Source organism: Oceanobacillus sp. E9, from assembly GCF_001741975.1.
Classification (GTDB): Bacteria; Bacillota; Bacilli; order Bacillales; family Amphibacillaceae; genus Oceanobacillus; species Oceanobacillus kimchii.
The window spans coordinates 684,261-709,582 of record NZ_LSNA01000007.1; the positions used below are offsets into that span (position 1 = coordinate 684,261).

A 25,322-nucleotide genomic window follows, 5' to 3' on the forward strand; every position below is an offset into this window, starting at 1 on the left:
TCACTTATGTAAGTTTTATTTTATTAATTAGGAGGTGTCTAAATGGATATACGTCCATTAGAGGAGCACTTAGGTATCTCTTTTAAACAAAAAGCATTGTTAAAGGAAGCCTTTACCCATTCATCGTATGTGAATGAGCATCGGAAACAACGACTATCGGATAATGAGCGTCTAGAATTTTTAGGAGACGCAGTTTTGGAATTAGCAGTATCACAGTATTTATATCGTAATAACAAAGATATGCCAGAAGGAGAAATGACTAAGCTTCGAGCGGCAATTGTATGTGAGCCTTCCTTAAAAAACTTTGCAGAAGAGTTGGAATTTGGTAAATTTCTGCGGTTAGGCAAAGGAGAGCAGCAAACTGGAGGAAGAGAAAGACCTGCTATTTTAGCAGATGCTTTTGAAGCATTTCTTGGGGCGCTCTATTTAGATCAAGGCTTTGACAACGTGTTAGATTTCTTAAATATTCATGTGTTTCCTAAATTAACAACGGGTGCTTTTTCGCATGCGATGGATTATAAAAGTCAGTTACAAGAATTTGTTCAGCAACATAAAGATCAAAAAATTGAATACAGAATCATCGAAGAAAAGGGACCATCTCATAATAAAGAGTTTGTTGCGGAAGTTGTTATTCAAGAAAAAGCTGCTGGAAATGGTACTGGTCGTACCAAAAAAGAAGCGGAGCAACGAGCTGCCAAAAATGCGCTTGATGCTATCAATAACAGTTAATAAAAAATCTCAAGGTAAAAGTTATCCTTGAGATTTTTATGTATATTATTTACGTATACTTGATAGTTCTTGAATAAATGCTTGTTTTTCAAATGCGCTTAATTGTCCCTTGCTTTTAACCATTTCATACATCATCTTTAGATCTTCATATTTATCAAGGTTGTAATCTTCCACTTCCATAATAGATCGATTAACAATTTGAAGTTCCTCTGATAGTGTATCCAATATATATTTCATATTTTCAGTGCTAGGTTGATCTAGATTCATCATCTTCCTCCTTCAAATACTTACCTTTTTGTTCTATATCATAACATAGGTTGATCCATTCAAGACTACTATTTTTCAAGAAAATATTAAAAAGCTCTATATGTCTGTCGAAATTAGTGAAATATAGGAACCAATTGGTCTCAACCATATGCGAAATAATGATAATATGGTAAAATAAATTAGTTAAAAACGTATAAATTGGGTATATAATAACTCGTTTACATAGATATTTTTGCTGACTCAGAGATGTTATCTTAAAGTTTAAACAATTGATTCTATTACAAAGTATAAAAGAATCAAATCTAATCCTTTTTGAAAAGGTAACCTAAAGAGAGTACAGCTGGTTTAAAAATAGGAGAATGATAATGTATTTAAAACGTTTAGAAAGTAAGGGATTTAAATCATTTGCAGAGCGAATAAGTGTTGATTTTGTTTCCGGAGTAACAGCGGTAGTAGGTCCAAACGGAAGTGGAAAGAGTAACATTACAGATGCAATACGTTGGGTGCTAGGCGAGCAATCTGCAAAATCATTACGTGGCTCTAAAATGGAAGATATTATATTTCAAGGTAGTGATACGAGAAAAGCATTAAATGTAGCTGAAGTAACACTTGTACTAGATAATCAAGATCAGCGTGTTCCACTAGATTATGAAGAAGTTAGTGTAACAAGACGAGTCTATCGATCTGGAGAAAGTGAGTTCTATATCAATAAACAACCATGTCGTTTAAAAGATATAATTGACTTGTTTATGGACTCAGGCTTAGGGAGAGAAGCTTTCTCGATTATTAGTCAAGGAAAAGTGGAAGAGATACTAAGTTCTAAGGCGGAAGAACGTCGAACAATATTTGAAGAAGCAGCTGGAGTCTTAAAATATAAACAACGAAAGAAAAAAGCGGAATATAAACTTGCAGAAACACAGGAAAACTTAAATCGTGTGGAAGATATCATCTATGAGATTGAACAACAAATAGATCCTATGGAAGAACAAGCTGATCGCGCAAAACGCTATCAACAATTACAAGAACAATTAAGAGATACAGAAGTAGCACTATTAATAACAGAAATAGAACGAATTCATTCTGATTGGCAAATAGTGTTACAAGATTTAGAGTCAGAAAAAGATAATCAAGTAAAGCAGCAGCAGCAAGTGAAGATAATTGAAAATAGATTATTTGAACAAAAACAGGTTTCTTCAACCATTGATGAATCGTTAGAGAAATTACAATCTACGCTATTACAATCGACTGAGCAATTAGAAAAGTATGAAGGAAGAAAACAGTTACTTGATGAACGGTCGAAGCATTTCGGTGAAAATCGAGAAAAGTTAACGCAGCAACTACAAGAAATCGAACAACAAATAGTAGTACTTGCTAACGATTTAAAAACCGAACAAAGTAAATTAACGGATATTCAACAGTCTAAAAAACAAACCAAAGACAATGTGGAATTACTTCAGCAAAAGTTATCTACCAGTCAAGAAAAAATTGCAGACCAAATTGAAGACTTGAAATCCGAATATATTGAGCTTTTAAATCAACAAGCTGCTAAAAGAAATGAACTACAATCCGTATCACAACAAACTGAACAGATTGAACAAAAAAATGAGCATCAATCATCAAAATTCAAGGATCTAATTGCAAAAAGAGAGCAATTACAATCGGAGAAAGAAGAAGTCGAAAAAGTATTAGAAACCATTGATACAGATTTAAAAGCAAAAGAAAAAGAAATGATGACTTTAAAACTCGAACTACAGTCAGAGCGAGGAAATTACGAAGATGCACAATCTAAATTGTACCAAGGTTATCAATACATCGAAAAACTAAAATCTAAAAAAGAAATGCTTGAAGAAATGAAAGAAGATTACCAAGGGTTCTTTCACGGTGTAAAATCCATTTTGAAAGCAAGAGAAGACAAGAAACTTACAGGAATTGAAGGAGCAGTTATCGAATTAATGGAAGTCCCAAAACAGTATGTGACTGCAATGGAGACTGTACTAGGTGGTCAAGCACAGCATATTGTAGTTATGGATGATCAAGCAGCAAGAAAAGCAATTGGCTGGTTAAAACAAACCAATAATGGTCGTGCGACATTTCTTCCTCTAGCTTCTATTCAGGAAAGATTTATTGCAAATGAGTGGTTAGGGAAGATTAGAAAGCATGAAGGTTTTGTAGGTGTTGCTGCAGAATTAATTAAAATCGATGACAAATATAAAAAAGTACTTAGTCATTTAATGGGGCATGTAATTATCACGAAAACATTAAAAGACGCGAATGAAATTGCCAAACAAGTGCAACGCCGTTATCGAATTGTTACGTTGGAAGGGGATGTGGTCAACCCTGGAGGATCGATGTCTGGTGGAGCACAAAAAAAATCCAATCAATCTTTATTTACGAGAGAAAAAGACTTACAAGATATTGCTGAGCGATTAGAGGAATATCAACAAAAAGCCCAACAATTTGAACATACAGTAAAGAAACGTAAAGAACTTGTGCAACAACTGGATAACAAACTTTCAGAAGGGGACAAAGACAAGTCTTCATTGCAAGAACGATTACAATCCCAAAGAAACACGATGAATGAATTAGATATAAAATTGACATCTGTTAATGATAATTTATCTATTTATGATATGGATAAACAACAATATGCCCAAGACGTGGATCAATTATCTTCTAGGAGAAATAAATTAACAAATGAGTTAGAATCTATTAAACAGCAGTTGATAAAAATACAATCAGAAATCGATAAGTTAACAAAAGAAGAATCTCTTTGGAAAGAAAATCGAGAAAAACTTCAAGATGAATATCATCATTTACAAGTATTATTAGCAGAGCAAGAAGAGAGACTAAAGCATCAACAGTTAAAAACAAAAGAATTACAAGATCAATATGCAGAAGCAATAGAGCGAAAAGATGATCAGGTTGCTGAATTAATAAATCTAGATGAAATCCATGCCACCGATGAGTCGGAGGAACAAATAGACGAAATTATAGCAATAAATCGAAAGAAGAAACAAGAAGCTTCAACGAAAATAGCTGAGCAACGAGAAAAAAGAATGCAGCAAGTTCAGTATTTAGATCAATTGGATGAACAATTGAAAAAAGAAAACCAACAACTTGAAGAAATAAATGAAAGAAAACAGCAGTCTGAAGTGAAATCCAATCGACTTGATGTAGAATTAGAGAACCGATTAAGTCAATTAGAAAAAGACTATACCACGACGTATGAGAGAGCGTGTGAAGAATTTGACAAGGTAGAAAATATACAACAAACTCAAGTGGAAGTAGACCAGTTAAAAGCGGATATTGAAAGACTTGGCACTGTTAATTTAGGTGCGATTGAAGAATTTGAACGTATTTCCGAACGATATAATTTCTTGTCAGAACAAAAAAATGATCTAGTTGAAGGAAAACAGACATTATACTCCGTTATTAGTGAAATGGATACAGAAATGAAAAATCGTTTTGAAGAAACATTTAATAATATTAAAGAGGAATTCGCAACGGTATTTGTACATTTATTTGGCGGTGGGCATGCAGAACTAAAGCTAACTGATCCAGCCAATTTATTAGAGACCGGAATTGACATTATAGCTCAACCACCTGGAAAGAAACTACAACATCTTGGGTTATTATCCGGCGGTGAACGGGCATTAACAGCAATCGCTTTACTATTTGCGATATTAAGAGTTCGACCAGTACCATTTTGTATTTTAGATGAAGTAGAAGCAGCATTAGACGAAGCAAATGTAGCTAGATTTGCTAAATATGTAAAACAATATAGTAAAGAAACCCAATTTATTGTTATTACTCATCGTAAAGGTACAATGGAAGAGGCAGATGTATTATACGGGGTTACGATGCAAGAGTCGGGAGTATCAAGATTAGTTTCTGTTCGCCTTGAAGATACAAAGGAATTAATTAGTTCATAGGAGGAATGTACTGATGGGATTTATGGATAAGTTTAAGCAAAAATTTAAGCAAGATAATGAAACAAAAGAAGTTACAGAAAAGTATCAAGAAGGAATGAAAAAAACCCGTAGCTCTCTCTCTGGAAAACTCAATAATTTAATTGCTCGTTATCGAAAAGTAGATGAGGACTTTTTTGAAGAATTGGAAGAAGTGCTTATTACAGCAGACGTTGGTGTGACAACTGTCATGGATCTTGTGGAAGAATTGAAGATGGAAGTTAAGCGCCAAAATATAAAAGATTCAGAGCAAATGAAAGACGTTATATCTGAGAAACTTGTTGAGATTTATTATGGGGATGAAGATGAATCGATTGAAAAACTTCAAATAGATGGTGATGGTTTAAAAGTAATATTGGTTGTTGGAGTAAACGGTGCTGGTAAAACAACAAGTATTGGGAAATTGGCTCATCAATTAAAGCAAGAAGGTAAGAATGTAGTGCTAGCTGCAGGAGACACATTCCGTGCAGGTGCAATAGATCAATTAGAAGTGTGGGGAGAACGCGCAGATGTACCTGTAATTAAACAAAACGAAGGTAGTGACCCTGCTGCTGTAATTTATGATGGGATTCAAGCTGCCAAATCTCGTAATGCAGATGTCTTGATTTGCGATACAGCAGGTAGATTGCAAAACAAAGTTAATCTAATGAATGAATTGTCAAAAGTAAAACGTGTGATCGAGCGAGAAATTCCAGATGCACCTCATGAGGTATTGTTAGTATTAGATGCAACAACTGGTCAAAATGCACTTAATCAAGCTCGTACCTTCTCTGAAGCTACAGATGTTTCAGGAATTGTATTAACCAAATTAGATGGAACTGCAAAAGGTGGAATTGTATTAGCCATTCGAAATGAATTACAATTACCAGTGAAATTTGTAGGGTTAGGAGAAAAAATAAACGATCTGCAACAATTTGATGCATCAGCATTTGTCTATGGTCTATTTTCAGATATGGATATTGAAGCAAAAGAAGATTAATCTATTATTTCCTTGACAATAAAACATTCTGTTCGCTATGATGTTCGTAAAGGAAAATCACTTAACAAGAGGTGTTTCCATTGTTAGATAAAACGACACGTATTAATTATTTATTTGATTTTTATCAAGAACTATTGACACCAAAACAACGAAATTATATGGAAATGTATTATCTAGAGGACTATTCCTTAGGAGAAATTTCCGAGTTGTTTCAAGTATCAAGACAAGCGGTTTATGATAATATAAAGCGAACAGAAGCAATGCTTGAATCATATGAAGAAAAACTTCATTTGTATTCAAAGTTTGAACAACGTGTTAAGCTGTTAGACAAGTTGAAATTACTGACAACAGATAACCATGTACATGAATATATTCAAAAACTAAAAGACTTAGATTAGGGGGACACCTTCTATGGCGTTTGAAGGATTGGCTGACCGCCTGCAGAGTACGATTAAGAAGATAACAGGTAAAGGGAAAGTATCTGAGCAAGATGTAAAAGAAATGACAAGAGAAGTTCGTCTAGCTTTATTGGAAGCAGATGTAAACTTTAAGGTAGTTAAACAACTTATAGCACGAATTAAAGAGCGTGCAATTGGACAAGAGGTAATGGAAAGTTTAACTCCTGGCCAACAAGTTATAAAAGTAGTAAAAGATGAACTAACCCAATTAATGGGTGGCGAGCAAAGTAAAATTGCTGTTGCTGATCGTTCTCCTACAGTTATCATGATGGTTGGTTTGCAAGGTGCAGGTAAAACAACAACAACTGGAAAGCTTGCAAATCACCTACGTAAAAAACACAATCGTAATCCACTTCTAGTCGCGTGTGATGTTTACCGACCTGCTGCAATTAAGCAATTAGAAACATTAGGTACTCAGCTAGATATGCCTGTGTTCTCAATGGGAACGGAAGTGAATCCTGTTGATATTGCACATAAAGCGATTGAGCAAGCAAAGGAAGACCATCGTGACTATGTGATTATTGATACAGCTGGACGATTGCATGTAGATGAAAATTTAATGGATGAGTTACAGTCGATTAAAAATGATGTGAAACCTGATGAAATATTTCTTGTTGTCGACTCGATGACAGGTCAAGATGCAGTAAATGTAGCTGAAAGTTTTAATGAACAACTTGATATTACTGGAGTAGTGTTAACAAAACTTGATGGCGATACTCGTGGAGGGGCTGCGCTATCTATTAAGTCGGTTACGGATAAACCAATTAAATTTGCCGGTATGGGAGAGAAACTAGATCAATTAGAAGCTTTCCACCCTGAACGAATGGCTTCCCGTATTTTAGGTATGGGAGACGTATTATCGTTAATTGAAAAAGCACAAACAAATGTGGATGAGAAGCAAGCAAAAGAACTTGAAGAAAAAATGCGTACCATGTCCTTTACATTTGATGATTTCCTAGAACAGATGGGACAAGTAAAGCAAATGGGTCCACTGGATGAATTGATGGACATGATTCCTGGAGCAGGAAAAATGAAAGGATTAAAGAATGCACAATTTGATGAAAAACAACTTGGGCAGGTAGAAGCAATTATTCAATCGATGACAAAAAAAGAACGTCAAGAACCAAGTATTATTAACGGGAGTCGCCGTAAGCGTATCGCAAAAGGTTCAGGTACATCCGTTGCACAAGTGAATCGTTTACTCAAGCAATTCAATGAGATGAAAAAAATGATGAAACAAATGACCAATATGCAAAAAGGGAAAAAAGGAAAAGGCGGATTTAATTTTCCTTTCATGTAACTCTTGATTTATAGACGGTTATATACTAAAATAACCTTGTAATGGAAAAACACTTTACAGACTTTTATATTTCTGATAGAATTTAAACTTGTCAGGATAAAAGTTATTGCCTGTATTAATTACTACTAAGGCACTCGTCATTAAAAGCTGACGATTAAGCTGAGTTTAAAAATGAAAAACAATTTATTGGAGGTGCAAAAGCATGGCAGTAAAAATTCGTTTAAAACGTATGGGATCTAAAAGAAACCCATTTTATCGTATTGTAGTAGCTGATTCACGTTCTCCACGTGATGGTCGTTCCATTGAGCAAATTGGTACGTATAATCCGGTTGTGAATCCAGTAGAAGTTAAAATAGATGAAGAAAAAGCTCTTGATTGGATGTCAAAAGGCGCTAAACCAAGTGATACTGTTCGTAATCTATTCTCAAATGAAGGCATCATGAAAAAATTCCACGAACAAAAAAATTCAAAATAAGTAGTGTGATATCATGAAAGCCCTAATAGAATCGATTGTTGCCTCGTTAGTTGATTATCCGGAAGAAATTGTTATTAATAAGACGGAGGAAGAATCCAAAGTCGTGTATCATTTAACAGTGCACCCGGATGATGTAGGAAAAGTAATTGGTAAGAACGGTCGAATTGCTAAAGCGATTCGAACAGTTGTTTATGCTGCAAAAACGGAAGGTAATAAACGTATTTATTTGGATATTATGTAAAGGGAAAGTTGACCCAAATATTGGGTTCTTCTTTCCCTTTTTACACTTCAGTTTTAGTTCAGTGATTAAAGTAATTGAGTTTATTTCATACTACGTTTAAAATGTTAAGATCAGGATTTCTTACAATATATATTAATATGAATGGATTTGTTTTGCCTATATAATAATGTTTGTACTTATACCTTGTGATAATATTTTGTGAAATAGAAAAATCTATTAGTGTAGGGTAGGAGCTGTAGTTGTTGTGAAAATAGTAAAGAAAATTACAGTAAAACAAGTCGTTACCGAAACAAGTAAACAACGTATATACCAAGGCTTTTATAATCATAAATTGCGTCTTGAACAAGAGTGTCAACAGTTAAAGTTTGAAAAGCGCAAGTTACAGCATAAAGCTTCTGTAAATCATCAAGAGATAGAAGATCGATTTGAACAAGAAATTAACAATCGAAAAGAAAAGATAAAACTTCTTGATTTTAAAATCGAACAACTTAATGAAATCCAAATTGGAAGTGAAATTATTGAAGATGAGGTTGAAGCTCTTGTTGAGGTCGAAGTTGGTACAAATTGGAGTAAACTAATGAAGGAACAAGCAATTATTATTAAAGATGATAAGGTTATACGTATTGATGAATAAAGCAGGTGATTAAAAATGAGTGAAGGTAAGTTTAACATAGGAAAAATTGTAAATACTCATGGTATACGTGGTGAAGTGAAAGTTGTTCGAATTACAGATTTTGAAGACAGATTCTCCTCAGGTAATACAGTGTATTTACAAGATAATCAGGGGGAATATAAGCCATTAGTAATTGCTACACATCGAGTCCATAAAGGGTTTGATCTTTTACAGTTTAAAGGCTATAAAAATATTAATGAAGTTGAAGCTTTTAAGGGATTGATGTTATCCATTGATGAAGATCAATTAACTGATTTGGAAGAAGGAGCGTACTATTATCATGAAATAGTAGGCTGTAAAGTATTTACAACTGATGGAGAGGAATTAGGAAAAGTAAAAGAAATACTCTCCCCTGGAGCAAATGATGTATGGGTTGTACAACGTATAAATGCGAAAGATTTGTTAATCCCATATATTGAGCAGGTTGTGAAAGAAGTAGATAATGAAAACAAAATAATCAAGATTCAATTAATGGAAGGAATGCTTGATTAATGCATATTGATATATTGACATTATTTCCAGAAATGTTCCATGGCGTATTTCAGTCCTCCATTTTGAATAAAGCAGTAGAACGACAACAATTTACTTACGAAGTTGTGAATTTTAGAGAGTATAGCAAGAATAAACATCAAAAAGTGGATGATTACCCCTATGGTGGCGGAGCAGGAATGGTACTGACTCCTCAGCCAATTTTTGATGCGGTTGAGGCAGTAAAAAGTAAGCGAAATTCAAATCCTAGGGTTATTTTAATGTGTCCACAGGGTGAAACATTAACACAACAAAAATCGGAAGAACTAGCAAAAGAAGATCATTTAATTTTTATTTGTGGACATTATGAAGGTTATGATGAGCGGATTAGAGAGCACATCGTTACCGATGAAATATCAATTGGTGATTATGTTCTAACTGGAGGAGAATTAGGGTCGATGGTAGTAGTAGATAGTGTGGTTCGACTATTACCTGATGTACTTGGAAACCAACAATCTGCCCCACAGGATTCGTTTTCTACAGGCCTTTTGGAACATCCTCATTATACAAGACCAGCCGATTTCAGAGGGTATAAAGTACCGGATGTATTACTTTCCGGGAATCATGCTAATATTGCCTCCTGGAGAAGAAAACAATCGCTTCTTCGAACATGGAATCGTCGTAAGGATTTATTGGATAACATGGAATTGACTGATGAAGACAAAAAAACGTTAAAGAATGATAAATCCGATGAAATTTTGTAAATAGCTAGTTGAACAATCTATTTTGTTATGGTATATTAATAATTGTGCTTATGTGCGTATAAGTACGATAAACGATGTTCCGCTGTCCTTACTTGTTCATGAGCATTAGTTTGGAAGGAGTGAAAGTCATGCAACAATTAATCGCTGACATTACAAAAGATCAATTACGTACGGATCATCCTGATTTTCGACCTGGTGATACTTTAAAAGTACACGTAAAGGTTGTTGAGGGTAACCGTGAGCGTATTCAGGTGTTTGAAGGTGTTGTAATTAAACGCCAAAACGGTGGAATTAGCGAAACATTTACAGTAAGAAAGATTTCTTACGGTGTAGGTGTGGAACGTACATTGCCATTACATTCACCAAGAATTGATAAAATTGAAGTTTCTCGTCGCGGTATCGTACGTCGTGCGAAACTTTACTATCTACGTAATCTACGTGGAAAAGCAGCTCGTATTAAAGAACGTCGATAAGAGTCGAGCAAACAAGGATAAACGAAAGAAAGGAGCTTTGCTATTGATAGCAGAAGCTCCTTTTTACATATCTATTATATTTGAGTTGTCTAGAAACACATATTTAGCTTACAATATATAGTAGAAAGATAAGACACGGAGGGGACTGGATGGCTAGGGATAAAGAAAATAAAAAGAAAAACGAATGGTTAGATTGGATTAAAGCACTATTATTAGCTTTTGGACTAGCATTCCTTGTAAGAATGTTCCTATTTGCACCAATAATAGTTGAAGGGCCGTCGATGTTCCCGACGTTGCATGACCGTGATCAAATGATTGTCAATAAGTTATCTTATACAATTGGTGAACCAGAACGGTTTGATATTGTTGTGTTTCACGCACCTACCCAAAAAGATTTTATTAAAAGAATAATCGCTTTACCTGGGGAGCATGTAGCTGTAGAAGATAATACGTTGTACATTAATGGAGAAGAAGTAGAAGAGCCATTTCTAAATGAACAAAAAGAGAACTTGCAATCTTACCAAACACTTACAAATGATTTTACGCTGGAACAGCTTCCAGGAAATTATGATGTAGTACCAGAAGGACATGTGTTTGTATTAGGAGATAATCGTAGTAATTCAACCGATTCTCGTATGATAGGTGTTGTACCAATGGAAGAACTGGTGGGAGAAGCAAGCTTTGTTTACTGGCCATTTGATCGAATTCATCTGATAGGAAAAGGAGAATAAAAATGGCTATACAATGGTTTCCAGGCCATATGGCAAAAGCAAAAAGAGAAGTAGAAGAGAAATTAAAATTAGTTGACTTTGTAATTGAATTAGTAGATGCAAGAGCACCTCTTTCATCACAAAATCCAATGCTAAAACAAGTGTTAAATAATAAACCGAAATTAATTGTACTAATGAAAAAAGACCTTGCAGATCAAGAAGTAACAAAACGATGGGTTGAAAAATTTAACCAGGAAGGCATTCAAGCGATTGATGTGAATGTAAATCATAAAGCAGACATACAAAAGGTTATCCAACAAGCAAAATTACTTGGTCAGGAAAAAATGGAGAAATTAAAACGAAAAGGTATCCAGCCTCGACCTGCACGAGCAATGATTGTGGGAATACCAAATGTTGGAAAATCAACGTTAATTAATCGCTTAGCAAATAAAAAAATAGCTAAAACAGGAGATCGTCCAGGGATAACGAAACAACAGCTTTGGATTAAAGTGAAAAAAGACTTTGAATTATTAGATACTCCTGGAATACTATGGCCCAAGTTTGAGGAGGAAGTGGTAGGATATCGTCTAGCTGCAATTGGAACAATAAAAGATCAATTATTACCACTACCCGATGTGACTGCATTTATTATTCGTTACATGGCAGAGCATTATCCAACTCAATTAAAAGACAGATACCAATTAGAGGAAATGGAAGATATGGTTGAAGTATTCGAATCCATAGGTAGGATTAGAGGCGCTTTGGAAAGCGGCGGCCAAGTAAACTATGATAAAGTAGCTGATATTGTTATCCGTGATTTACGTGTAGGACGATTAGGGACAATAACATTGGAACAACCAGAGGATAGCCCTGTATCATAGCAGATATGATAATAGGAACACGAATAATAGCATCCATGAATAGTTGGCATTTTGTCATCTTCATGGATGTTTGCGTGTGTATTGGATCGTCCAGGAGAGAAATGAAATTATTTATATGTAATCATAATGAGCCGATAAATAATGAAAGAAGGAAAAATATGAAATCAACTTCTATTGCAAATATAAAATCACAATTAAACAACGGAGAACTAAATAATAAGGACATAGAAGAATTATACAAAGATAGTAGAAAAGGTGTGCAAGCATTACTAAAACGTTATGAAAAACAACAAGAAAAACAAGTTGCACTAGAACAAGCGTTCATCAAAATGAGTACTTATGAAAATGAAGCTTATCGTAATGGAAATCATTATATTGCTGGTGTGGATGAAGTAGGGCGAGGTCCATTAGCTGGTCCAGTAGTTGCCGCAGCAGTTATCTTACCAAAGGACTTTTACCTTTTGGGTATTAATGATTCAAAGAAATTGTCTGAAGAACAAAGAAATACATATAGTACCTACATTAAACAACATGCAATCGCCTATCAAATTTCATTTGTTGATAATACCATTATTGATGAAATTAATATATATGAAGCATCAAAACAGGCAATGAAACAAGCAATTAGTGGACTAGAACCATACCCAGACCATGCATTAATAGATGCTGTCCCGTTAGAAGGACTAAACTGCACATATGAAGCAATTATTAAAGGCGACGCTGCTAGCGTACATATAGCGGCAGCTAGTATTTTAGCAAAAGTTGCACGTGACAATTGGATGAAAGAGTTACATGAGGAATATCCAGTATATGGATTTAATTCCAATATGGGCTACGGTACTAAGGAACACCTCCAGGCTTTAGAAAACTATGGTGTTACTCCTTATCATCGTTATTCGTTTGCGCCTGTACATAAATATCCATTTACATCATCATTGAAAAAATAATCGGAGGTGATTCTATGAGTATTCATCGTTTATTAGGTGATAAAGCTGTACAACAAGTCCATTTACCATCACATCAACAGTTGAAATCCGGAGATGTTGTTCAAGGAAAGGTAATAAAGCTTTTTCCTGATCATAAAGCAAAAATTAACCTAGCTGGTAAGCAGATGATCGCGCAGTTGGAGACACCTCTAATTATAGGAGAACGATATCATTTTCAAGTAAAACATACGCAGGATCAAATTCTTCATCTCCAAGTATTAGCAAATAACTTCAAAAATAATACAGAGCAATCTGCAATACAATTGATTCAGCAATTAGGATTAAAGCCGACAAAGATATCAGTCGCATTTATGCAGTCCTTAATCAAGCAGCAAATGCCATTTAATCAGAACTCATTTATACAATCTGTTCATTTATTGCAATCAAGAGAGGCTAAAGAAATTCCAATAAAACAACAGTTTGGAGTATTACATAATCTAATGGAAAAAAAGCTGCCTATTTCCCATGCCATATTTCAATCGACAATGAAATTATCTACCGGTGGTATTAGTAATTCGATAGAAGCTTTATTAAAGGAAAGTCGAAATCAAAACATAAGATTTAACCCTCTCTTATATCAACTTGAACAAGTAAATTCAGGGTTTAAAACTGAAAATATGTCGATTATTAAATACATGGCTTCTGATCTAAATAACACTCAAACTAACGGAAATTTATATCATATATTTAAAAATCTCGGTATGATTTCACCATCGATAACTAAAAATCAGTGGAATCAAGCATGGATGTCAATGGTGGAAAATACCCCTAAATCATTGGTAGAAGGTAGAGCTCTTCCTTTTTCTATGGATCATTCAGCGTTAATGAAAGGGATCGACCAATTAACAGCAAATCAATCAAAAATAATCGAGCTTACTCGTTCAATGTTACAAGTGAATGATGGGAGTGTGAGGCACTCAAAAAATCTTATTAATTTCCAAAAAATAGCGGATTTATTACCCGAATCAATATCCCTTCGGTTTTCTGAAGCCTTGATGAAAGGACAACCAAGGTCTTTTTTAGAAACATTAAACAATCCTAATACGTACCATGAACTTTATAATATGTTGAAAACATTACAGAATCCTGTACTAAATCATTCACCGCAGTTAGGAAAAATACAGCAATTATTTTTACAACAAGTACAATGGATGAATCAACGTGCGGGGCTAAATTATGAGCACCAGTTAGCACATCAGCAAATAGATATAAATAATGTAAAGGCTCAATTGATACAACTTGTCCAGAGCTCTAGCGGTAGTTTAGCTGAAAAAGCACAACAACTTTTAAATCATATTCAAGGGATTCAAATTAATTCCATAACAGAATCTAACGGATTTTTACAGGCTTTTTTACAAATACCAGCTCAGAAATTAGGATTAGCAAAAGATATAGATTTACAGTTTGAAAGTAAAAAAACAAAAGATGGAAAGATTGATCCGGAGTATTGTCGTGTTTTATTTTATTTAAGTTTGAATAATTTAAAAGATACAGTAATTGATATGCATGTTCAAAAGAGAAATGTAACAGTTACGATTTATAATGATTTCACCGATCTAGAAAATTTTGTAGGAGCGATGAAAGAAAATTTAAATCAAGGTTTGAAGCAAAATGATTATAGACTATCATCTGTACATATTAAAGCAATGGATAGTTTGAATGAAGGTGATAAAGAACATCGGGAAAAGCGATATCATCCATCATCATATCAAGGAGTTGATTTTAGAGTATGATAGAAAAACGACATAAGGCAGCAGCACTTCGTTATAATCAAGACAATAATATAGCACCAAAAGTTACTGCAACTGGGAAGGGATTAGTCGCTGATGAAATTATAAAGCGAGCAACAGAAAATAATGTTCCAGTTATGAAGGATGAATCTTTAGTAGAAATACTTGCAGAATTAAACATTAATGAATCTATTCCAGATGAGTTATACATGGCCGTTGCGGAAGTGTTTGCATTTGTTTACAAAGCAGATAAAGAATTTGCGAATACTGATTCATACAGTTAATCTTGACTACATAGGGGACGGTTCGTTCTTCCTTTATCTAATGTTAGTTGAAATTATCAAACGTTATTCGCTAATTCTTGTTAAATTCTCATTTTTTTAATACAATGGTAATGCATTGAATTTGATAGGAGGATGGAAGATGAACATTCACGAGTATCAAGGTAAACAAGTTTTACGGGAATATGGGGTTAAGGTTCCTAACGGCTATGTTGCATATACAGTGGACGAAGCTGTACAAGCTGCGGAAAAGCTTGGCACATCTGTAAACGTTGTCAAAGCACAGATTCATGCTGGTGGCCGTGGTAAAGCAGGTGGAGTTAAAGTTGCAAAAAGTCTTGATGAAGTTCGTACATATGCGGATGAAATATTAGGAAAGACATTAGTAACTCATCAAACTGGACCTGAAGGAAAAGAAGTAAAACGTTTACTTATTGAAGAAGGCTGTGACATTCAAAAGGAATATTATGTTGGGGTAGTATTAGATCGTGCCACTTCTAGAGTTGTTATGATGGCATCAGAAGAAGGTGGAACTGAAATTGAAGAAGTTGCTGAAGCGACTCCAGAAAAAATCTTTAAAGAAGTAATAGATCCAGTTGTTGGATTAACACCTTTCCAAGCTAGAAGACTAGCATTTAATATAAATATTCCAGAAGAATTACTAGGGAAAGCAGTGAAATTTATGTCTGCTTTATATGATGCCTTCGTTGCGAAAGATTGCTCTATTGCTGAAATTAATCCATTAGTAACAACTGGTGATGGTGAAGTGTTAGCGCTCGATGCAAAATTAAACTTTGATGATAATGCTCTTTATCGTCATAAAGATATCCAAGATTTAAGAGATTTTGAAGAAGAAGATGAAAAAGAAATCCAAGCTTCTAAGTATGACTTAAGCTATGTATCCCTTGATGGAAACATTGGTTGTATGGTAAATGGAGCAGGACTTGCTATGTCTACCATGGATATTATTAAACATTATGGCGGAGATCCGGCTAACTTCCTTGATGTAGGGGGCGGTGCTACTGCAGAGAAAGTAACAGAAGCATTTAAGATTATTCTTTCAGATAAAAACGTAAAAGGTATTTTTGTTAATATTTTTGGTGGAATTATGAAGTGTGACGTTATTGCTGAAGGTGTTGTAGAAGCTACAAAACAAATTGGTTTAGAGATTCCACTAGTTGTGCGTCTTGAAGGTACAAACGTTGATGCGGGTAAGAAAATTTTAGATGAATCTGGATTAAATATTACTTCTGCAACATCTATGGCTGATGGGGCAGAGAAAATTGTTGCTGCAGTAAAATAAGCGTATTAAACCGAGAATTTTACGATAAGGAAAGGACGGACGAAAATGAGTGTTTATATTAATAAAGATACAAAAGTGATTGTCCAAGGAATTACTGGCGGAACTGCACGTTTTCATACAAAACAAATGCTAGATTATGGCACTAAAATCGTTGCAGGTGTAACGCCTAAAAAAGCAGGTACAGAAGTTGAAGGAGTACCTGTATATAATACGGTAAAAGATGCTGTCGTTGCTACTGGTGCGACTGCTTCCGTTATTTATGTTCCAGCACCTTTTGCAGCAGATGCAATTATGGAAGCAACAGATGCAGAATTAGATCTTGTCATTTGTATTACGGAACATATTCCAGTATTAGATATGGTCAAAGTAAAACGTTATATGGAAGGTAAGAAGACACGCTTAGTTGGACCAAATTGTCCTGGTGTGATTACTGCAGATGAAACAAAAATTGGTATTATGCCTGGCTACATTCATAAAAAAGGTCATATTGGTGTTGTTTCTCGTTCTGGTACATTAACGTATGAAGCTGTACATCAATTATCAGAAGCCGGTTATGGTCAAACTACAGCAGTCGGTATCGGTGGAGATCCTGTAAATGGTACGAACTTTATCGATGTGTTGGATGCATTCAACCAAGATCCAGAAACAGAAGCAGTAATCATGATTGGTGAAATTGGCGGTACTGCAGAAGAAGAAGCTGCTGAATGGGTGAAAGCTAATATGAATAAACCAGTTGTTGGCTTCATTGGAGGAGCAACTGCACCTCCAGGAAAACGTATGGGACATGCTGGTGCAATCATTTCTGGTGGAAAAGGTACGGCTGATGAAAAAATACGTACGATGGAAGCTGCTGGCATCAAAGTAGCTGATACTCCTGCTGTGATGGGAGAAACGATGATTGAAGTACTAAAAGAAACAGGCTTAGATGAAAAGTGTAAAACACATTAAATAAAAAATAGAGATTGGGATATTCTATACTAAGAAAACGAGCGATTTCAATAAGTCAATTCGTTTGGTTTCTTTTATTCCAATCTCTATTTCCAATATATCTAATTAAAGGAAGTGGTAGCTTGGAATTATTGAAAGCGAAAATTGTCCATCTTTCTAGATGCCGTTCTATTACTCGCTCATTACTACGTAACATTCTTCAACTTGATCCTTCATTAAATAAAACTTATCAATCCTCTGCAAGTCAACTTTCCGGTTGGTTACATATTTCCTTGAAAAAAGCGGAATATATTTATTCTGATCTTCATAATGTAGGTTTACAAAAACAAGTAATTAAAGATATGCAACTTTATCAAACTGTAACCATAGTTGACGAATATTATCCACCTATGTTAAATACTATTAAGGACGCTCCTATCGTTTTATACACGTTAGGTGATGTAGATATTTTAAAGAAATTACCTAGTTTAAGTGTGATCGGAACAAGGAATCCTACATCACAAGCTCAAAGGAAAATGGCTGTTATTTTACCATTAATTCAACAAGGCTGGGTAATTGTAAGTGGTATGGCTAGAGGTATTGATAGTTTTGCTCATCAAATGGCTTTATATCGCAATGGAAAAACAATCGCTGTCTTAGGGGGAGGATTTCATCATATATATCCAAGCGAGCACTTACCATTGTTTCATGAAATAACACAAAAGGGATTAGTGATTACAGAATATCCCCCTGACCAACCACCAAAACGTCACCAATTCCCAGAAAGAAATCGTATCATCAGTGGCTTGACGATGGGAACACTTGTTATTGAAGCGATGGAACGAAGTGGTACACTTATTACTGTAGATCAAGCCCTTGATCAAGGAAGAGAAGTATTTGCGATACCAGGAAATCCATGGGTGCAACAAACAAAGGGCTGTCACCAAATGATTCAAGATGGTGCAAAATTAGTCCAAGAAACAAAAGATATTACTATAGAATATGAAGGAATTTTACTTGAAAATTAAAAATGTTTTAACTGAAGTGTTTGACAAAACAGAGATCTATATTTAGTATTAGAAAAGATTTCATTTCGTAAAATTGTCAACCTCATTTTGGGAGGAAGGTACATGTCAGATTATTTAGTTATCGTTGAATCTCCAGCAAAAGCAAAAACGATTGAGCGATATTTAGGAAAAAAATATACCGTAAAGGCTTCCATGGGTCACATCCGTGATTTACCTAAAAGTCAAACAGGTGTAGATGTTGAAAATAATTTTACACCGAAGTATATAACCATTCGTGGTAAAGGTGATATTCTTAAAGAATTACGTAAAGCAGCAAAAAAAGCAAAAAAAATCTATCTTGCTGCCGACCCCGATAGAGAAGGAGAAGCGATTGCATGGCATCTTGCATATATTTTAGGTGTCGATCCCTCCTCTAATTGTCGAGTTGTCTTTAATGAAATTACAAAAGAGGCAATTAAAGAGTCATTCAAAAATCCACGAGCAATTGACTTAGATCTAGTTGATGCCCAACAAGCTAGAAGAGTGTTGGATCGATTGGTTGGTTATAATATTAGTCCATTACTATGGAAGAAAGTAAAAAAAGGACTAAGTGCAGGAAGAGTGCAATCAGTTGCTTTGAAAATGATTATAGACCGTGAAAAAGAAATACAAAATTTTAAGCCAGAAGAGTATTGGTCTATAGATGCAAAATTCCAAAAGGATAAGGAAACATTTGAAGGATCCTTCTATGGAATAAATGGAAAAAAAGTAGCACTAAAAAACGAACAAGATGTAACAGATATTAAACAACAATTAAATGGGAAAACATTTGCAGTAGATAAAGTGAAGAAAAGGGAAAGAAAGAAAAATCCTGCTCTACCTTTCACTACCTCATCTCTACAACAAGAGGCTGCAAGAAAGCTAAACTTCCGTGCAAAGAAAACGATGATGATTGCGCAACAATTATATGAAGGTATTGACCTAGGTAAAAAATCCGGAGGGATTACTGGTTTAATCACATATATGCGTACTGACTCTACTAGAATATCCAATACCGCAAAAGAAGAAGCAAAGAACTATATTAAAGATAATTATGGAGAGAAGTATTTAGGTAAACAAGGATCAACGAAGAATAAAGAAGGAGCGCAAGATGCGCACGAAGCGATTCGACCAACTTCTGCTGTAAGAGATCCGAAAACTTTAAAGAATACTTTATCTAGAGACCAACTGCGTTTATATAAACTGATTTGGGAACGGTTTGTAGCTAGTCAAATGGCTCCAGCAGTGATGGATACAATGACCGTCCATTTACTAAACAATAACATTGAATTCCGAGCAACTGGATCAAAAATTAAGTTTAAGGGTTTCATGAAAGTTTACGTAGAAGGTAACGATGATAACAAGAAAACAGAAGATAAATTATTACCTGATTTAGAAGAAGGTATGCAGGTTGATTCAAAAGAAATTAAACCGAATCAGCACTTTACACAGCCGCCTCCTCGATACACAGATGCACGTCTCGTACGTACAATGGAAGAGATAGGCATAGGAAGACCATCTACCTATGCTCCTACACTAGACACTATTCAACGTAGGGGTTATGTATCGATGGATAATAAACGCTTTATTCCGACTGAGCTTGGAGAAATTAAATGTGATCTAATGATTGAATTTTTCCCTGAAGTAGTCGATGCAGCTTTTACTGCAAAAATGGAAGATGATTTAGACTCTATTGAAGAAGGAAAGATAGAGTGGAAACAAATTATTGATAGTTTTTACAAAGACTTTAAAGTAAGACTTGATAAGGCAGAAGACGAGATGGAAAAAGTTGAAATAAGAGATGAACCAGCAGGAATCGATTGTGAGAATTGTGGTCATGAAATGGTTTATAAAATGGGGAGATATGGAAAATTCCTCGCTTGTTCAAACTTTCCAGAGTGTCGTAATACAAAACCAATCTTAAAAGAAATTGGTGTGGATTGTCCAAAATGTAAAGAAGGCAATGTGGTTGAACGAAAATCAAAGAAAAAGCGAACATTCTATGGATGTGACCGCTTCCCTGAATGCGACTTTGTTTCATGGGACAAACCAATTGCTAGAAAATGTCCAAAATGTGAGTCTATGCTAGTAGAGAAAAAGAATAAGAAAGATACACAGGTCCAGTGTACAAATTGTGAATATAAAGAAGTAGCTCAGACTTAAATTGTATGACTTGTAGAGTTGGATTAGCTCCCCTCTATAAGTCTTTTTTTGTTTTAATACGTTTTACTTAAATATGCAATGGGAATACTTACGTATATAAGGAGTGGATTACAGTGGATACTCACAATATATATTATGTAACCATTGATACCAAGGAAATTAGAACCTTCTCTGTTCCAGACAATGAAATTGAATTTGAAATTAAAGCGACGGATGAACAAGTACTGGAAATAAAGGAAATATTCTCTCGTCTTGATAAAGAATCCAAAAATGCAATGAAGTATATTGGTTTTAAACCCTTCGATGAATGGGGTGCTGATGATGAGCGAGATAGTTATAAGGAAGATATAAATAACTTATTCTCGATAATAAAAAAACTGGGAACCAAAGACACACAAAGAAAATTATCTGAAATGGGTATAAATAATTCTTAAATTGGAAATATAGAGACTATGTAGTTCACAGAATATTCAACGATATCGACTTTTTTTATGTTTATAAGATTTGATATTTGACTAGGAGCCATTTTCTTATTATAATCACTCTTTGGTAAGGTAAAATACTTTACACACGACAATCGGCTATTTTGCAATAATATCATTGCAAAGTCATTAAGATTGTATATCATTCTGAATTTTGTTACAATTTAGTTAAGTTCATTGCTTTATCGGTTAGAGTGTGTTATTATTTATTCGCTGTGCAATGAGGTGGACGTAGGTATGAACCCATTAGAAATATATATAGACACATTTGTAGAATTTCTACAAATAGAAAAAAACGCTTCACCTTACACCGTGAAATATTATCGGAATGATCTGGAAATTTTCGCGGATTTCCTTCACTCAGAGGGGATATCTCATATTGCAAATGTAACATATAAAGATGTACGCATTTTTCTAACTTCTTTATATAAGCAAGAACTTAGCCGTAGATCCGTTTCAAGAAAAATATCTACATTAAGAAGTTTTTACAGATTTCTAGAAAGAGAACGATATGTGGAAGGAAACCCTTTTGTACAGTTACATCTGCCGAAAACAAGTAAACCGGTTCCTGGTTTTTTGTATCAAGAGGAATTGGATAAATTGTTTGAGGTTAACGATATAACAATTCCATTGGGGCAAAGAGATCAAGCTTTATTAGAGATGTTATATGGAACTGGAATTCGTGTGAGTGAATGTCAAAACCTACGTTTACAAGATATCGACTTTTCAATCGGTACTATTTTTGTTCGAGGGAAAGGACGTAAAGAACGTTACGTACCATTTGGAAGTTTCGCTGAAATAGCGTTAGAGACTTATCTTCAAGAAGGAAGAAACAAGTTATTACAAAAAAGTAATTCAGACACGGAATTTATTTTTTTAAATTCCCGTGGACGTCATCTAACCACTCGAGGAATTCGTACCATTTTAAATAAAATCGTCGAAAGAGCCTCTTTGACTGTACATGTACATCCTCATAAGTTGAGACATACATTTGCAACGCATCTATTAAATGAGGGTGCTGATTTAAGATCCGTACAGGAGTTGCTCGGCCATGAAAGCCTATCCTCGACACAAATATATACACATGTGACAAAAGATCATTTGCGGGAAGCTTATATGAAAAGTCACCCTAGAGCAAATGGGAACAAAAGATGAGGTGAGGGTAATGACAATGGAAATGCATGCAACAACTATTTTTGCTGTGCAACACCTGGGTCAAAGCGCCATGTGTGGAGATGGTCAAGTAACATTAGGTAACTCCGTTGTAATGAAGCACAAGGCGAAAAAAGTTCGAACTCTCTATAATGGAAAAGTTCTTGCAGGGTTTGCTGGTTCGGTAGCGGATGCGTTTACCTTGTTTGAAAAGTTTGAGACCAAGCTACAATCATTTAATGGTAATTTAACAAGAGCTTCGGTAGAACTAGCTCAAGAATGGCGTACAGATAAAGTACTTCGTAAATTAGAAGCAATGTTAATTGTGATGAATAAAGAACATATGTATTTGGTATCTGGAACTGGTGAAGTGATAGAACCTGACGACGGCATATTAGCTATAGGATCAGGTGGGAATTATGCTTTAAGTGCTGGAAGAGCGCTTGTCAGACATGCTGATAATATGTCTGCTGCTGATATAGCTCGTTCTGCATTAGAAGTTGCAGGAGAAATATGTGTGTTCACTAATGATCAAATTACATTAGAAGTACTTGAATAAAAGGAGGCTATCCATTAATGGGAATGGATTATACCCCAAGGCAAATTGTTGAGCAGTTAGACCAGTTTATTGTTGGTCAAAGGCAAGCAAAAAAATCAGTAGCGGTTGCACTTCGTAATCGTTATCGGAGAATGAAATTAGATGAAGGGTTCCGGGATGAAATTGTCCCTAAAAACATTCTCATGATTGGTCCAACCGGTGTAGGAAAAACAGAAATTGCTAGAAGACTTGCGAAATTGGTGGGAGCACCTTTTATAAAAGTTGAGGCAACAAAATTTACTGAGGTTGGGTATGTTGGTAGAGATGTAGAATCCATGGTAAGAGACTTGGTTGAAATGGCAGTGCGTATGGTAAAAGAAGAAAAAATGGCTGGAGTAATGAGTGAAGCGGAGGAAGAAGCTAATAAAAAGTTAGTAAAACTATTAGTTCCTGACTCTAAAAAGAAATCAGCTATGAAAAATCCATTCGAAATGTTATTCCAATCAGATGGATCTGATGGAGAAGATGAAGCGACGGAACAAGATTCACATGATGAAATTCGTTCAAAACGAAAAAGAATCACTCATCAATTATCTCTTGGAGAACTCGAGGATCATCTTGTTTCTGTAGAGATTGATGAAGTTCCTCCATCCATGTTTGATATGTTACAAGGATCGGGTATGGAGCAAATGGGAATGAATATGCAAGATGCTTTTGGTCAGTTTATGCCAAAGAAAAAGAAAAAAAGAAAATTACCAGTATCAGAGGCTCGTAAAGTACTCACACAACAAGAAGCTCAAAAGCTTGTAGATATGGATGAAGTAGCTCAAGAAGCTACTGCTCGTGCAGAAGGATCTGGTATTATCTTTATTGATGAAATTGATAAAGTAGCTGGTAAACAAGAGAATGCAGCAAATGTATCCAGAGAAGGTGTTCAACGAGACATTTTACCAATTGTTGAAGGTTCTACTGTTGTAACAAAACATGGAACTGTAAAAACGGATCATATGTTATTTGTTGCTGCTGGAGCTTTTCATATGTCAAAACCTTCTGATTTGATACCGGAATTACAAGGGAGATTTCCAATTCGGGTAGAACTTGAAAAATTAACAGTGGAAGATTTCAAACGTATTTTAACGGAACCTTCCAATGCTTTAATTAAGCAATATCAGCTTATGCTGCAAACAGAAGGTATAAATGTTGAATTTACTGACGAGGCTATAGAAAGACTAGCAGAAATTGCTTATCAAGTAAATCAAAACACAGATAATATTGGTGCTCGACGATTACATACGATATTAGAAAAACTTTTAGAAGATTTATCGTATGAGGCGCCAGAAGTAACAATGGAAAAAATTGAAATTACGGTTGGTTATGTCGATGATAAACTATCATCTATTGTTCAAGATAAAGATTTAAGCCAATTCATACTATAATTTAAAATATTGAATGGAGGAAATATCATGGATTTATTAAGTAGAGCAAGAAAAATCAATGCAATGTTACAAACAGCAACAGGGAAGTCAGTGAATTTTAACGAAATGTCTGCATCATTACGCGACGTTATTCGTGGGAATGTTTATATTGTAAGTAGACGCGGAAAGCTATTAGGGTTTGCTGTAAATCAAGAGATTGAGAACGAGCGTATGAAATCTATGTTAGAAGAGCGTCAATTCCCAGAAGAATATACAAGAGGATTGCACGATATTCGTGAGACTACGGCAAACTTGGATATCGAAAGTACTCACACAGTGTTCCCGGTAGAAAACAAGGAATTATTTAAAGATGGACTTACAACAATTGTTCCGATTATCGGTGGTGGAGAACGTTTAGGTACGTTAATTTTAGGTAGAGTTAACGAAAGCTTTAGTGATGATGATTTACTATTAGGAGAATATGGTGCAACAGTAGTAGGAATGGAAATTCTGCATGAAAAAACAGAAGAAATAGAAATGGAAGCACGTAGTAAAGCTGTAGTACAAATGGCGATCAGCTCACTTTCTTACAGCGAATTAGAAGCTATTGATCATATCTTCGAAGAACTTAATGGTAAAGAAGGATTACTGGTTGCAAGTAAAATCGCAGATCGAGTAGGAATTACTCGTTCCGTAATTGTAAATGCACTACGTAAATTAGAGAGTGCCGGAGTAATTGAGTCTCGTTCACTAGGTATGAAAGGTACGTATATTAAAGTACTGAACGATAAATTCTTAGTAGAGCTAGAAAAGTTACGTACAAGATAAAGCGAGTTTCTAGTAGGAGAAGTTACAGATGAAGATTTATGTTGGAAATTTGAATATAATGTAAAATTTTCACAAATATGTAAAG

Annotated in this window: 26 protein-coding genes; 25 read left to right on the top strand and 1 reads right to left on the bottom strand. The window is 34.9% G+C overall.

What is annotated here, in order from left to right:
- Nucleotides 1-42: 42 nt before the first annotated feature.
- On the top strand, nt 43-729 hold the full coding sequence (rnc, locus tag AQ616_RS12960; RefSeq protein WP_017796640.1) for a ribonuclease III: 687 nt from the start codon (nt 43-45) through the stop codon (nt 727-729).
- A gap of 45 nt (nt 730-774) precedes the next feature.
- Here the strand turns inward: rnc and AQ616_RS12965 are convergent, their stop codons facing one another.
- Nucleotides 775-996, bottom strand: a complete 222-nt coding sequence (locus AQ616_RS12965; protein ID WP_017796641.1) for a DUF1128 domain-containing protein — start codon at nt 994-996, stop codon at nt 775-777.
- A 365-nt stretch (nt 997-1,361) separates the two neighbouring features.
- On the opposite strand from AQ616_RS12965, the gene smc reads away from it, so the two are divergent.
- The 24 genes from smc (at nt 1,362) to codY (ending at nt 25,237) form a co-directional block, all read left to right on the top strand.
- Nucleotides 1,362-4,928 carry a chromosome segregation protein SMC gene (smc, locus tag AQ616_RS12970; protein ID WP_069685955.1) on the top strand — a complete coding sequence of 1,189 codons (3,567 nt, stop codon included), beginning with the start codon at nt 1,362-1,364 and terminating at the stop codon, nt 4,926-4,928.
- Nucleotides 4,929-4,941: 13 nt separating this feature from the next.
- Nucleotides 4,942-5,943: a signal recognition particle-docking protein FtsY gene (ftsY, locus tag AQ616_RS12975; RefSeq protein WP_017796643.1), complete on the top strand. Its 1,002-nt coding sequence runs from the start codon at nt 4,942-4,944 to the stop codon at nt 5,941-5,943.
- An 80-nt stretch (nt 5,944-6,023) separates the two neighbouring features.
- Complete coding sequence (locus AQ616_RS12980; RefSeq protein WP_017796644.1) at nt 6,024-6,341, top strand: putative DNA-binding protein; 318 nt, start codon at nt 6,024-6,026, stop codon at nt 6,339-6,341.
- A gap of 13 nt (nt 6,342-6,354) precedes the next feature.
- Nucleotides 6,355-7,701 carry a signal recognition particle protein gene (gene ffh / locus AQ616_RS12985; RefSeq protein ID WP_017796645.1) on the top strand — a complete coding sequence of 449 codons (1,347 nt, stop codon included), beginning with the start codon at nt 6,355-6,357 and terminating at the stop codon, nt 7,699-7,701.
- A gap of 202 nt (nt 7,702-7,903) precedes the next feature.
- Complete coding sequence (gene rpsP / locus AQ616_RS12990; RefSeq protein WP_011065932.1) at nt 7,904-8,176, top strand: 30S ribosomal protein S16; 273 nt, start codon at nt 7,904-7,906, stop codon at nt 8,174-8,176.
- Between the two features lie 13 nt (nt 8,177-8,189).
- The gene (locus AQ616_RS12995; RefSeq protein WP_017796646.1) at nt 8,190-8,417 is read left to right on the top strand and encodes a KH domain-containing protein; all 228 of its coding nucleotides are present in this window, start codon (nt 8,190-8,192) and stop codon (nt 8,415-8,417) included.
- A gap of 244 nt (nt 8,418-8,661) precedes the next feature.
- The gene (locus AQ616_RS13000) at nt 8,662-9,051 is read left to right on the top strand and encodes a YlqD family protein (RefSeq protein ID WP_069685956.1); all 390 of its coding nucleotides are present in this window, start codon (nt 8,662-8,664) and stop codon (nt 9,049-9,051) included.
- Between the two features lie 15 nt (nt 9,052-9,066).
- Nucleotides 9,067-9,582: a ribosome maturation factor RimM gene (rimM, locus tag AQ616_RS13005; RefSeq protein ID WP_017796648.1), complete on the top strand. Its 516-nt coding sequence runs from the start codon at nt 9,067-9,069 to the stop codon at nt 9,580-9,582.
- The gene (trmD, locus tag AQ616_RS13010; RefSeq protein ID WP_069685957.1) at nt 9,582-10,322 is read left to right on the top strand and encodes a tRNA (guanosine(37)-N1)-methyltransferase TrmD; all 741 of its coding nucleotides are present in this window, start codon (nt 9,582-9,584) and stop codon (nt 10,320-10,322) included. Before rimM ends, trmD begins: the two co-directional genes overlap by 1 nt.
- A 128-nt stretch (nt 10,323-10,450) precedes the next feature.
- The gene (rplS, locus tag AQ616_RS13015; protein ID WP_017796650.1) at nt 10,451-10,795 is read left to right on the top strand and encodes a 50S ribosomal protein L19; all 345 of its coding nucleotides are present in this window, start codon (nt 10,451-10,453) and stop codon (nt 10,793-10,795) included.
- A gap of 149 nt (nt 10,796-10,944) precedes the next feature.
- Nucleotides 10,945-11,526 carry a signal peptidase I gene (lepB, locus tag AQ616_RS13020; RefSeq protein WP_017796651.1) on the top strand — a complete coding sequence of 194 codons (582 nt, stop codon included), beginning with the start codon at nt 10,945-10,947 and terminating at the stop codon, nt 11,524-11,526.
- Between the two features lie 2 nt (nt 11,527-11,528).
- Nucleotides 11,529-12,386 carry a ribosome biogenesis GTPase YlqF gene (ylqF, locus tag AQ616_RS13025; protein ID WP_069685958.1) on the top strand — a complete coding sequence of 286 codons (858 nt, stop codon included), beginning with the start codon at nt 11,529-11,531 and terminating at the stop codon, nt 12,384-12,386.
- Nucleotides 12,387-12,544: 158 nt separating this feature from the next.
- Entirely contained in the window at nt 12,545-13,333 is a 789-nt protein-coding gene (locus tag AQ616_RS13030) for a ribonuclease HII (protein WP_069685959.1), read from the top strand.
- Nucleotides 13,334-13,347: 14 nt separating this feature from the next.
- Nucleotides 13,348-15,105 (top strand): hypothetical protein, encoded by a 1,758-nt coding sequence (locus AQ616_RS13035; protein WP_069685960.1) that lies wholly within the window; start codon nt 13,348-13,350, stop codon nt 15,103-15,105.
- Nucleotides 15,102-15,386, top strand: a complete 285-nt coding sequence (locus tag AQ616_RS13040) for an EscU/YscU/HrcU family type III secretion system export apparatus switch protein (RefSeq protein ID WP_069685961.1) — start codon at nt 15,102-15,104, stop codon at nt 15,384-15,386. The genes AQ616_RS13035 and AQ616_RS13040 overlap by 4 nt, the downstream gene beginning before the upstream one ends.
- Before the next feature lie 139 nt (nt 15,387-15,525).
- On the top strand, nt 15,526-16,686 hold the full coding sequence (sucC, locus tag AQ616_RS13045) for an ADP-forming succinate--CoA ligase subunit beta (protein ID WP_017796656.1): 1,161 nt from the start codon (nt 15,526-15,528) through the stop codon (nt 16,684-16,686).
- 45 nt (nt 16,687-16,731) lie between these two features.
- Nucleotides 16,732-17,634: a succinate--CoA ligase subunit alpha gene (gene sucD / locus AQ616_RS13050; protein ID WP_017796657.1), complete on the top strand. Its 903-nt coding sequence runs from the start codon at nt 16,732-16,734 to the stop codon at nt 17,632-17,634.
- A 122-nt stretch (nt 17,635-17,756) separates the two neighbouring features.
- Complete coding sequence (dprA, locus tag AQ616_RS13055) at nt 17,757-18,641, top strand: DNA-processing protein DprA (RefSeq protein WP_069685962.1); 885 nt, start codon at nt 17,757-17,759, stop codon at nt 18,639-18,641.
- A 102-nt stretch (nt 18,642-18,743) separates the two neighbouring features.
- The gene (topA, locus tag AQ616_RS13060; protein ID WP_069685963.1) at nt 18,744-20,822 is read left to right on the top strand and encodes a type I DNA topoisomerase; all 2,079 of its coding nucleotides are present in this window, start codon (nt 18,744-18,746) and stop codon (nt 20,820-20,822) included.
- Nucleotides 20,823-20,935: 113 nt separating this feature from the next.
- Nucleotides 20,936-21,256, top strand: coding sequence for a hypothetical protein (locus AQ616_RS13065; RefSeq protein WP_017796660.1), 321 nt, complete (start codon nt 20,936-20,938; stop codon nt 21,254-21,256).
- Nucleotides 21,257-21,541: 285 nt separating this feature from the next.
- Nucleotides 21,542-22,459, top strand: coding sequence for a tyrosine recombinase XerC (gene xerC, locus AQ616_RS13070; RefSeq protein ID WP_017796661.1), 918 nt, complete (start codon nt 21,542-21,544; stop codon nt 22,457-22,459).
- A gap of 10 nt (nt 22,460-22,469) precedes the next feature.
- Entirely contained in the window at nt 22,470-23,015 is a 546-nt protein-coding gene (gene hslV, locus AQ616_RS13075) for an ATP-dependent protease subunit HslV (protein ID WP_017796662.1), read from the top strand.
- Nucleotides 23,016-23,032: 17 nt separating this feature from the next.
- Nucleotides 23,033-24,430 carry an ATP-dependent protease ATPase subunit HslU gene (hslU, locus tag AQ616_RS13080; protein WP_017796663.1) on the top strand — a complete coding sequence of 466 codons (1,398 nt, stop codon included), beginning with the start codon at nt 23,033-23,035 and terminating at the stop codon, nt 24,428-24,430.
- A gap of 27 nt (nt 24,431-24,457) precedes the next feature.
- Nucleotides 24,458-25,237 carry a GTP-sensing pleiotropic transcriptional regulator CodY gene (gene codY / locus AQ616_RS13085; RefSeq protein ID WP_017796664.1) on the top strand — a complete coding sequence of 260 codons (780 nt, stop codon included), beginning with the start codon at nt 24,458-24,460 and terminating at the stop codon, nt 25,235-25,237.
- Nucleotides 25,238-25,322: the final 85 nt, after the last annotated feature.

Bases quoted from the DNA above. Each gene is read 5' to 3' on its own strand.
- rnc (WP_017796640.1), top strand. From the start codon at position 43: ATGGATATACGTCCATTAGAGGAGCACTTAGGTATCTCTTTTAAACAA.
- AQ616_RS12965 (WP_017796641.1), bottom strand. From the start codon at position 996: ATGAATCTAGATCAACCTAGCACTGAAAATATGAAATATATATTGGAT.
- smc (WP_069685955.1), top strand. From the start codon at position 1,362: ATGTATTTAAAACGTTTAGAAAGTAAGGGATTTAAATCATTTGCAGAG.
- ftsY (WP_017796643.1), top strand. From the start codon at position 4,942: ATGGGATTTATGGATAAGTTTAAGCAAAAATTTAAGCAAGATAATGAA.
- ffh (WP_017796645.1), top strand. From the start codon at position 6,355: ATGGCGTTTGAAGGATTGGCTGACCGCCTGCAGAGTACGATTAAGAAG.
- rpsP (WP_011065932.1), top strand. From the start codon at position 7,904: ATGGCAGTAAAAATTCGTTTAAAACGTATGGGATCTAAAAGAAACCCA.
- AQ616_RS12995 (WP_017796646.1), top strand. From the start codon at position 8,190: ATGAAAGCCCTAATAGAATCGATTGTTGCCTCGTTAGTTGATTATCCG.
- rimM (WP_017796648.1), top strand. From the start codon at position 9,067: ATGAGTGAAGGTAAGTTTAACATAGGAAAAATTGTAAATACTCATGGT.
- trmD (WP_069685957.1), top strand. From the start codon at position 9,582: ATGCATATTGATATATTGACATTATTTCCAGAAATGTTCCATGGCGTA.
- rplS (WP_017796650.1), top strand. From the start codon at position 10,451: ATGCAACAATTAATCGCTGACATTACAAAAGATCAATTACGTACGGAT.
- lepB (WP_017796651.1), top strand. From the start codon at position 10,945: ATGGCTAGGGATAAAGAAAATAAAAAGAAAAACGAATGGTTAGATTGG.
- ylqF (WP_069685958.1), top strand. From the start codon at position 11,529: ATGGCTATACAATGGTTTCCAGGCCATATGGCAAAAGCAAAAAGAGAA.
- AQ616_RS13030 (WP_069685959.1), top strand. From the start codon at position 12,545: ATGAAATCAACTTCTATTGCAAATATAAAATCACAATTAAACAACGGA.
- AQ616_RS13035 (WP_069685960.1), top strand. From the start codon at position 13,348: ATGAGTATTCATCGTTTATTAGGTGATAAAGCTGTACAACAAGTCCAT.
- AQ616_RS13040 (WP_069685961.1), top strand. From the start codon at position 15,102: ATGATAGAAAAACGACATAAGGCAGCAGCACTTCGTTATAATCAAGAC.
- sucC (WP_017796656.1), top strand. From the start codon at position 15,526: ATGAACATTCACGAGTATCAAGGTAAACAAGTTTTACGGGAATATGGG.
- sucD (WP_017796657.1), top strand. From the start codon at position 16,732: ATGAGTGTTTATATTAATAAAGATACAAAAGTGATTGTCCAAGGAATT.
- topA (WP_069685963.1), top strand. From the start codon at position 18,744: ATGTCAGATTATTTAGTTATCGTTGAATCTCCAGCAAAAGCAAAAACG.
- xerC (WP_017796661.1), top strand. From the start codon at position 21,542: ATGAACCCATTAGAAATATATATAGACACATTTGTAGAATTTCTACAA.
- hslV (WP_017796662.1), top strand. From the start codon at position 22,470: ATGACAATGGAAATGCATGCAACAACTATTTTTGCTGTGCAACACCTG.
- hslU (WP_017796663.1), top strand. From the start codon at position 23,033: ATGGGAATGGATTATACCCCAAGGCAAATTGTTGAGCAGTTAGACCAG.
- codY (WP_017796664.1), top strand. From the start codon at position 24,458: ATGGATTTATTAAGTAGAGCAAGAAAAATCAATGCAATGTTACAAACA.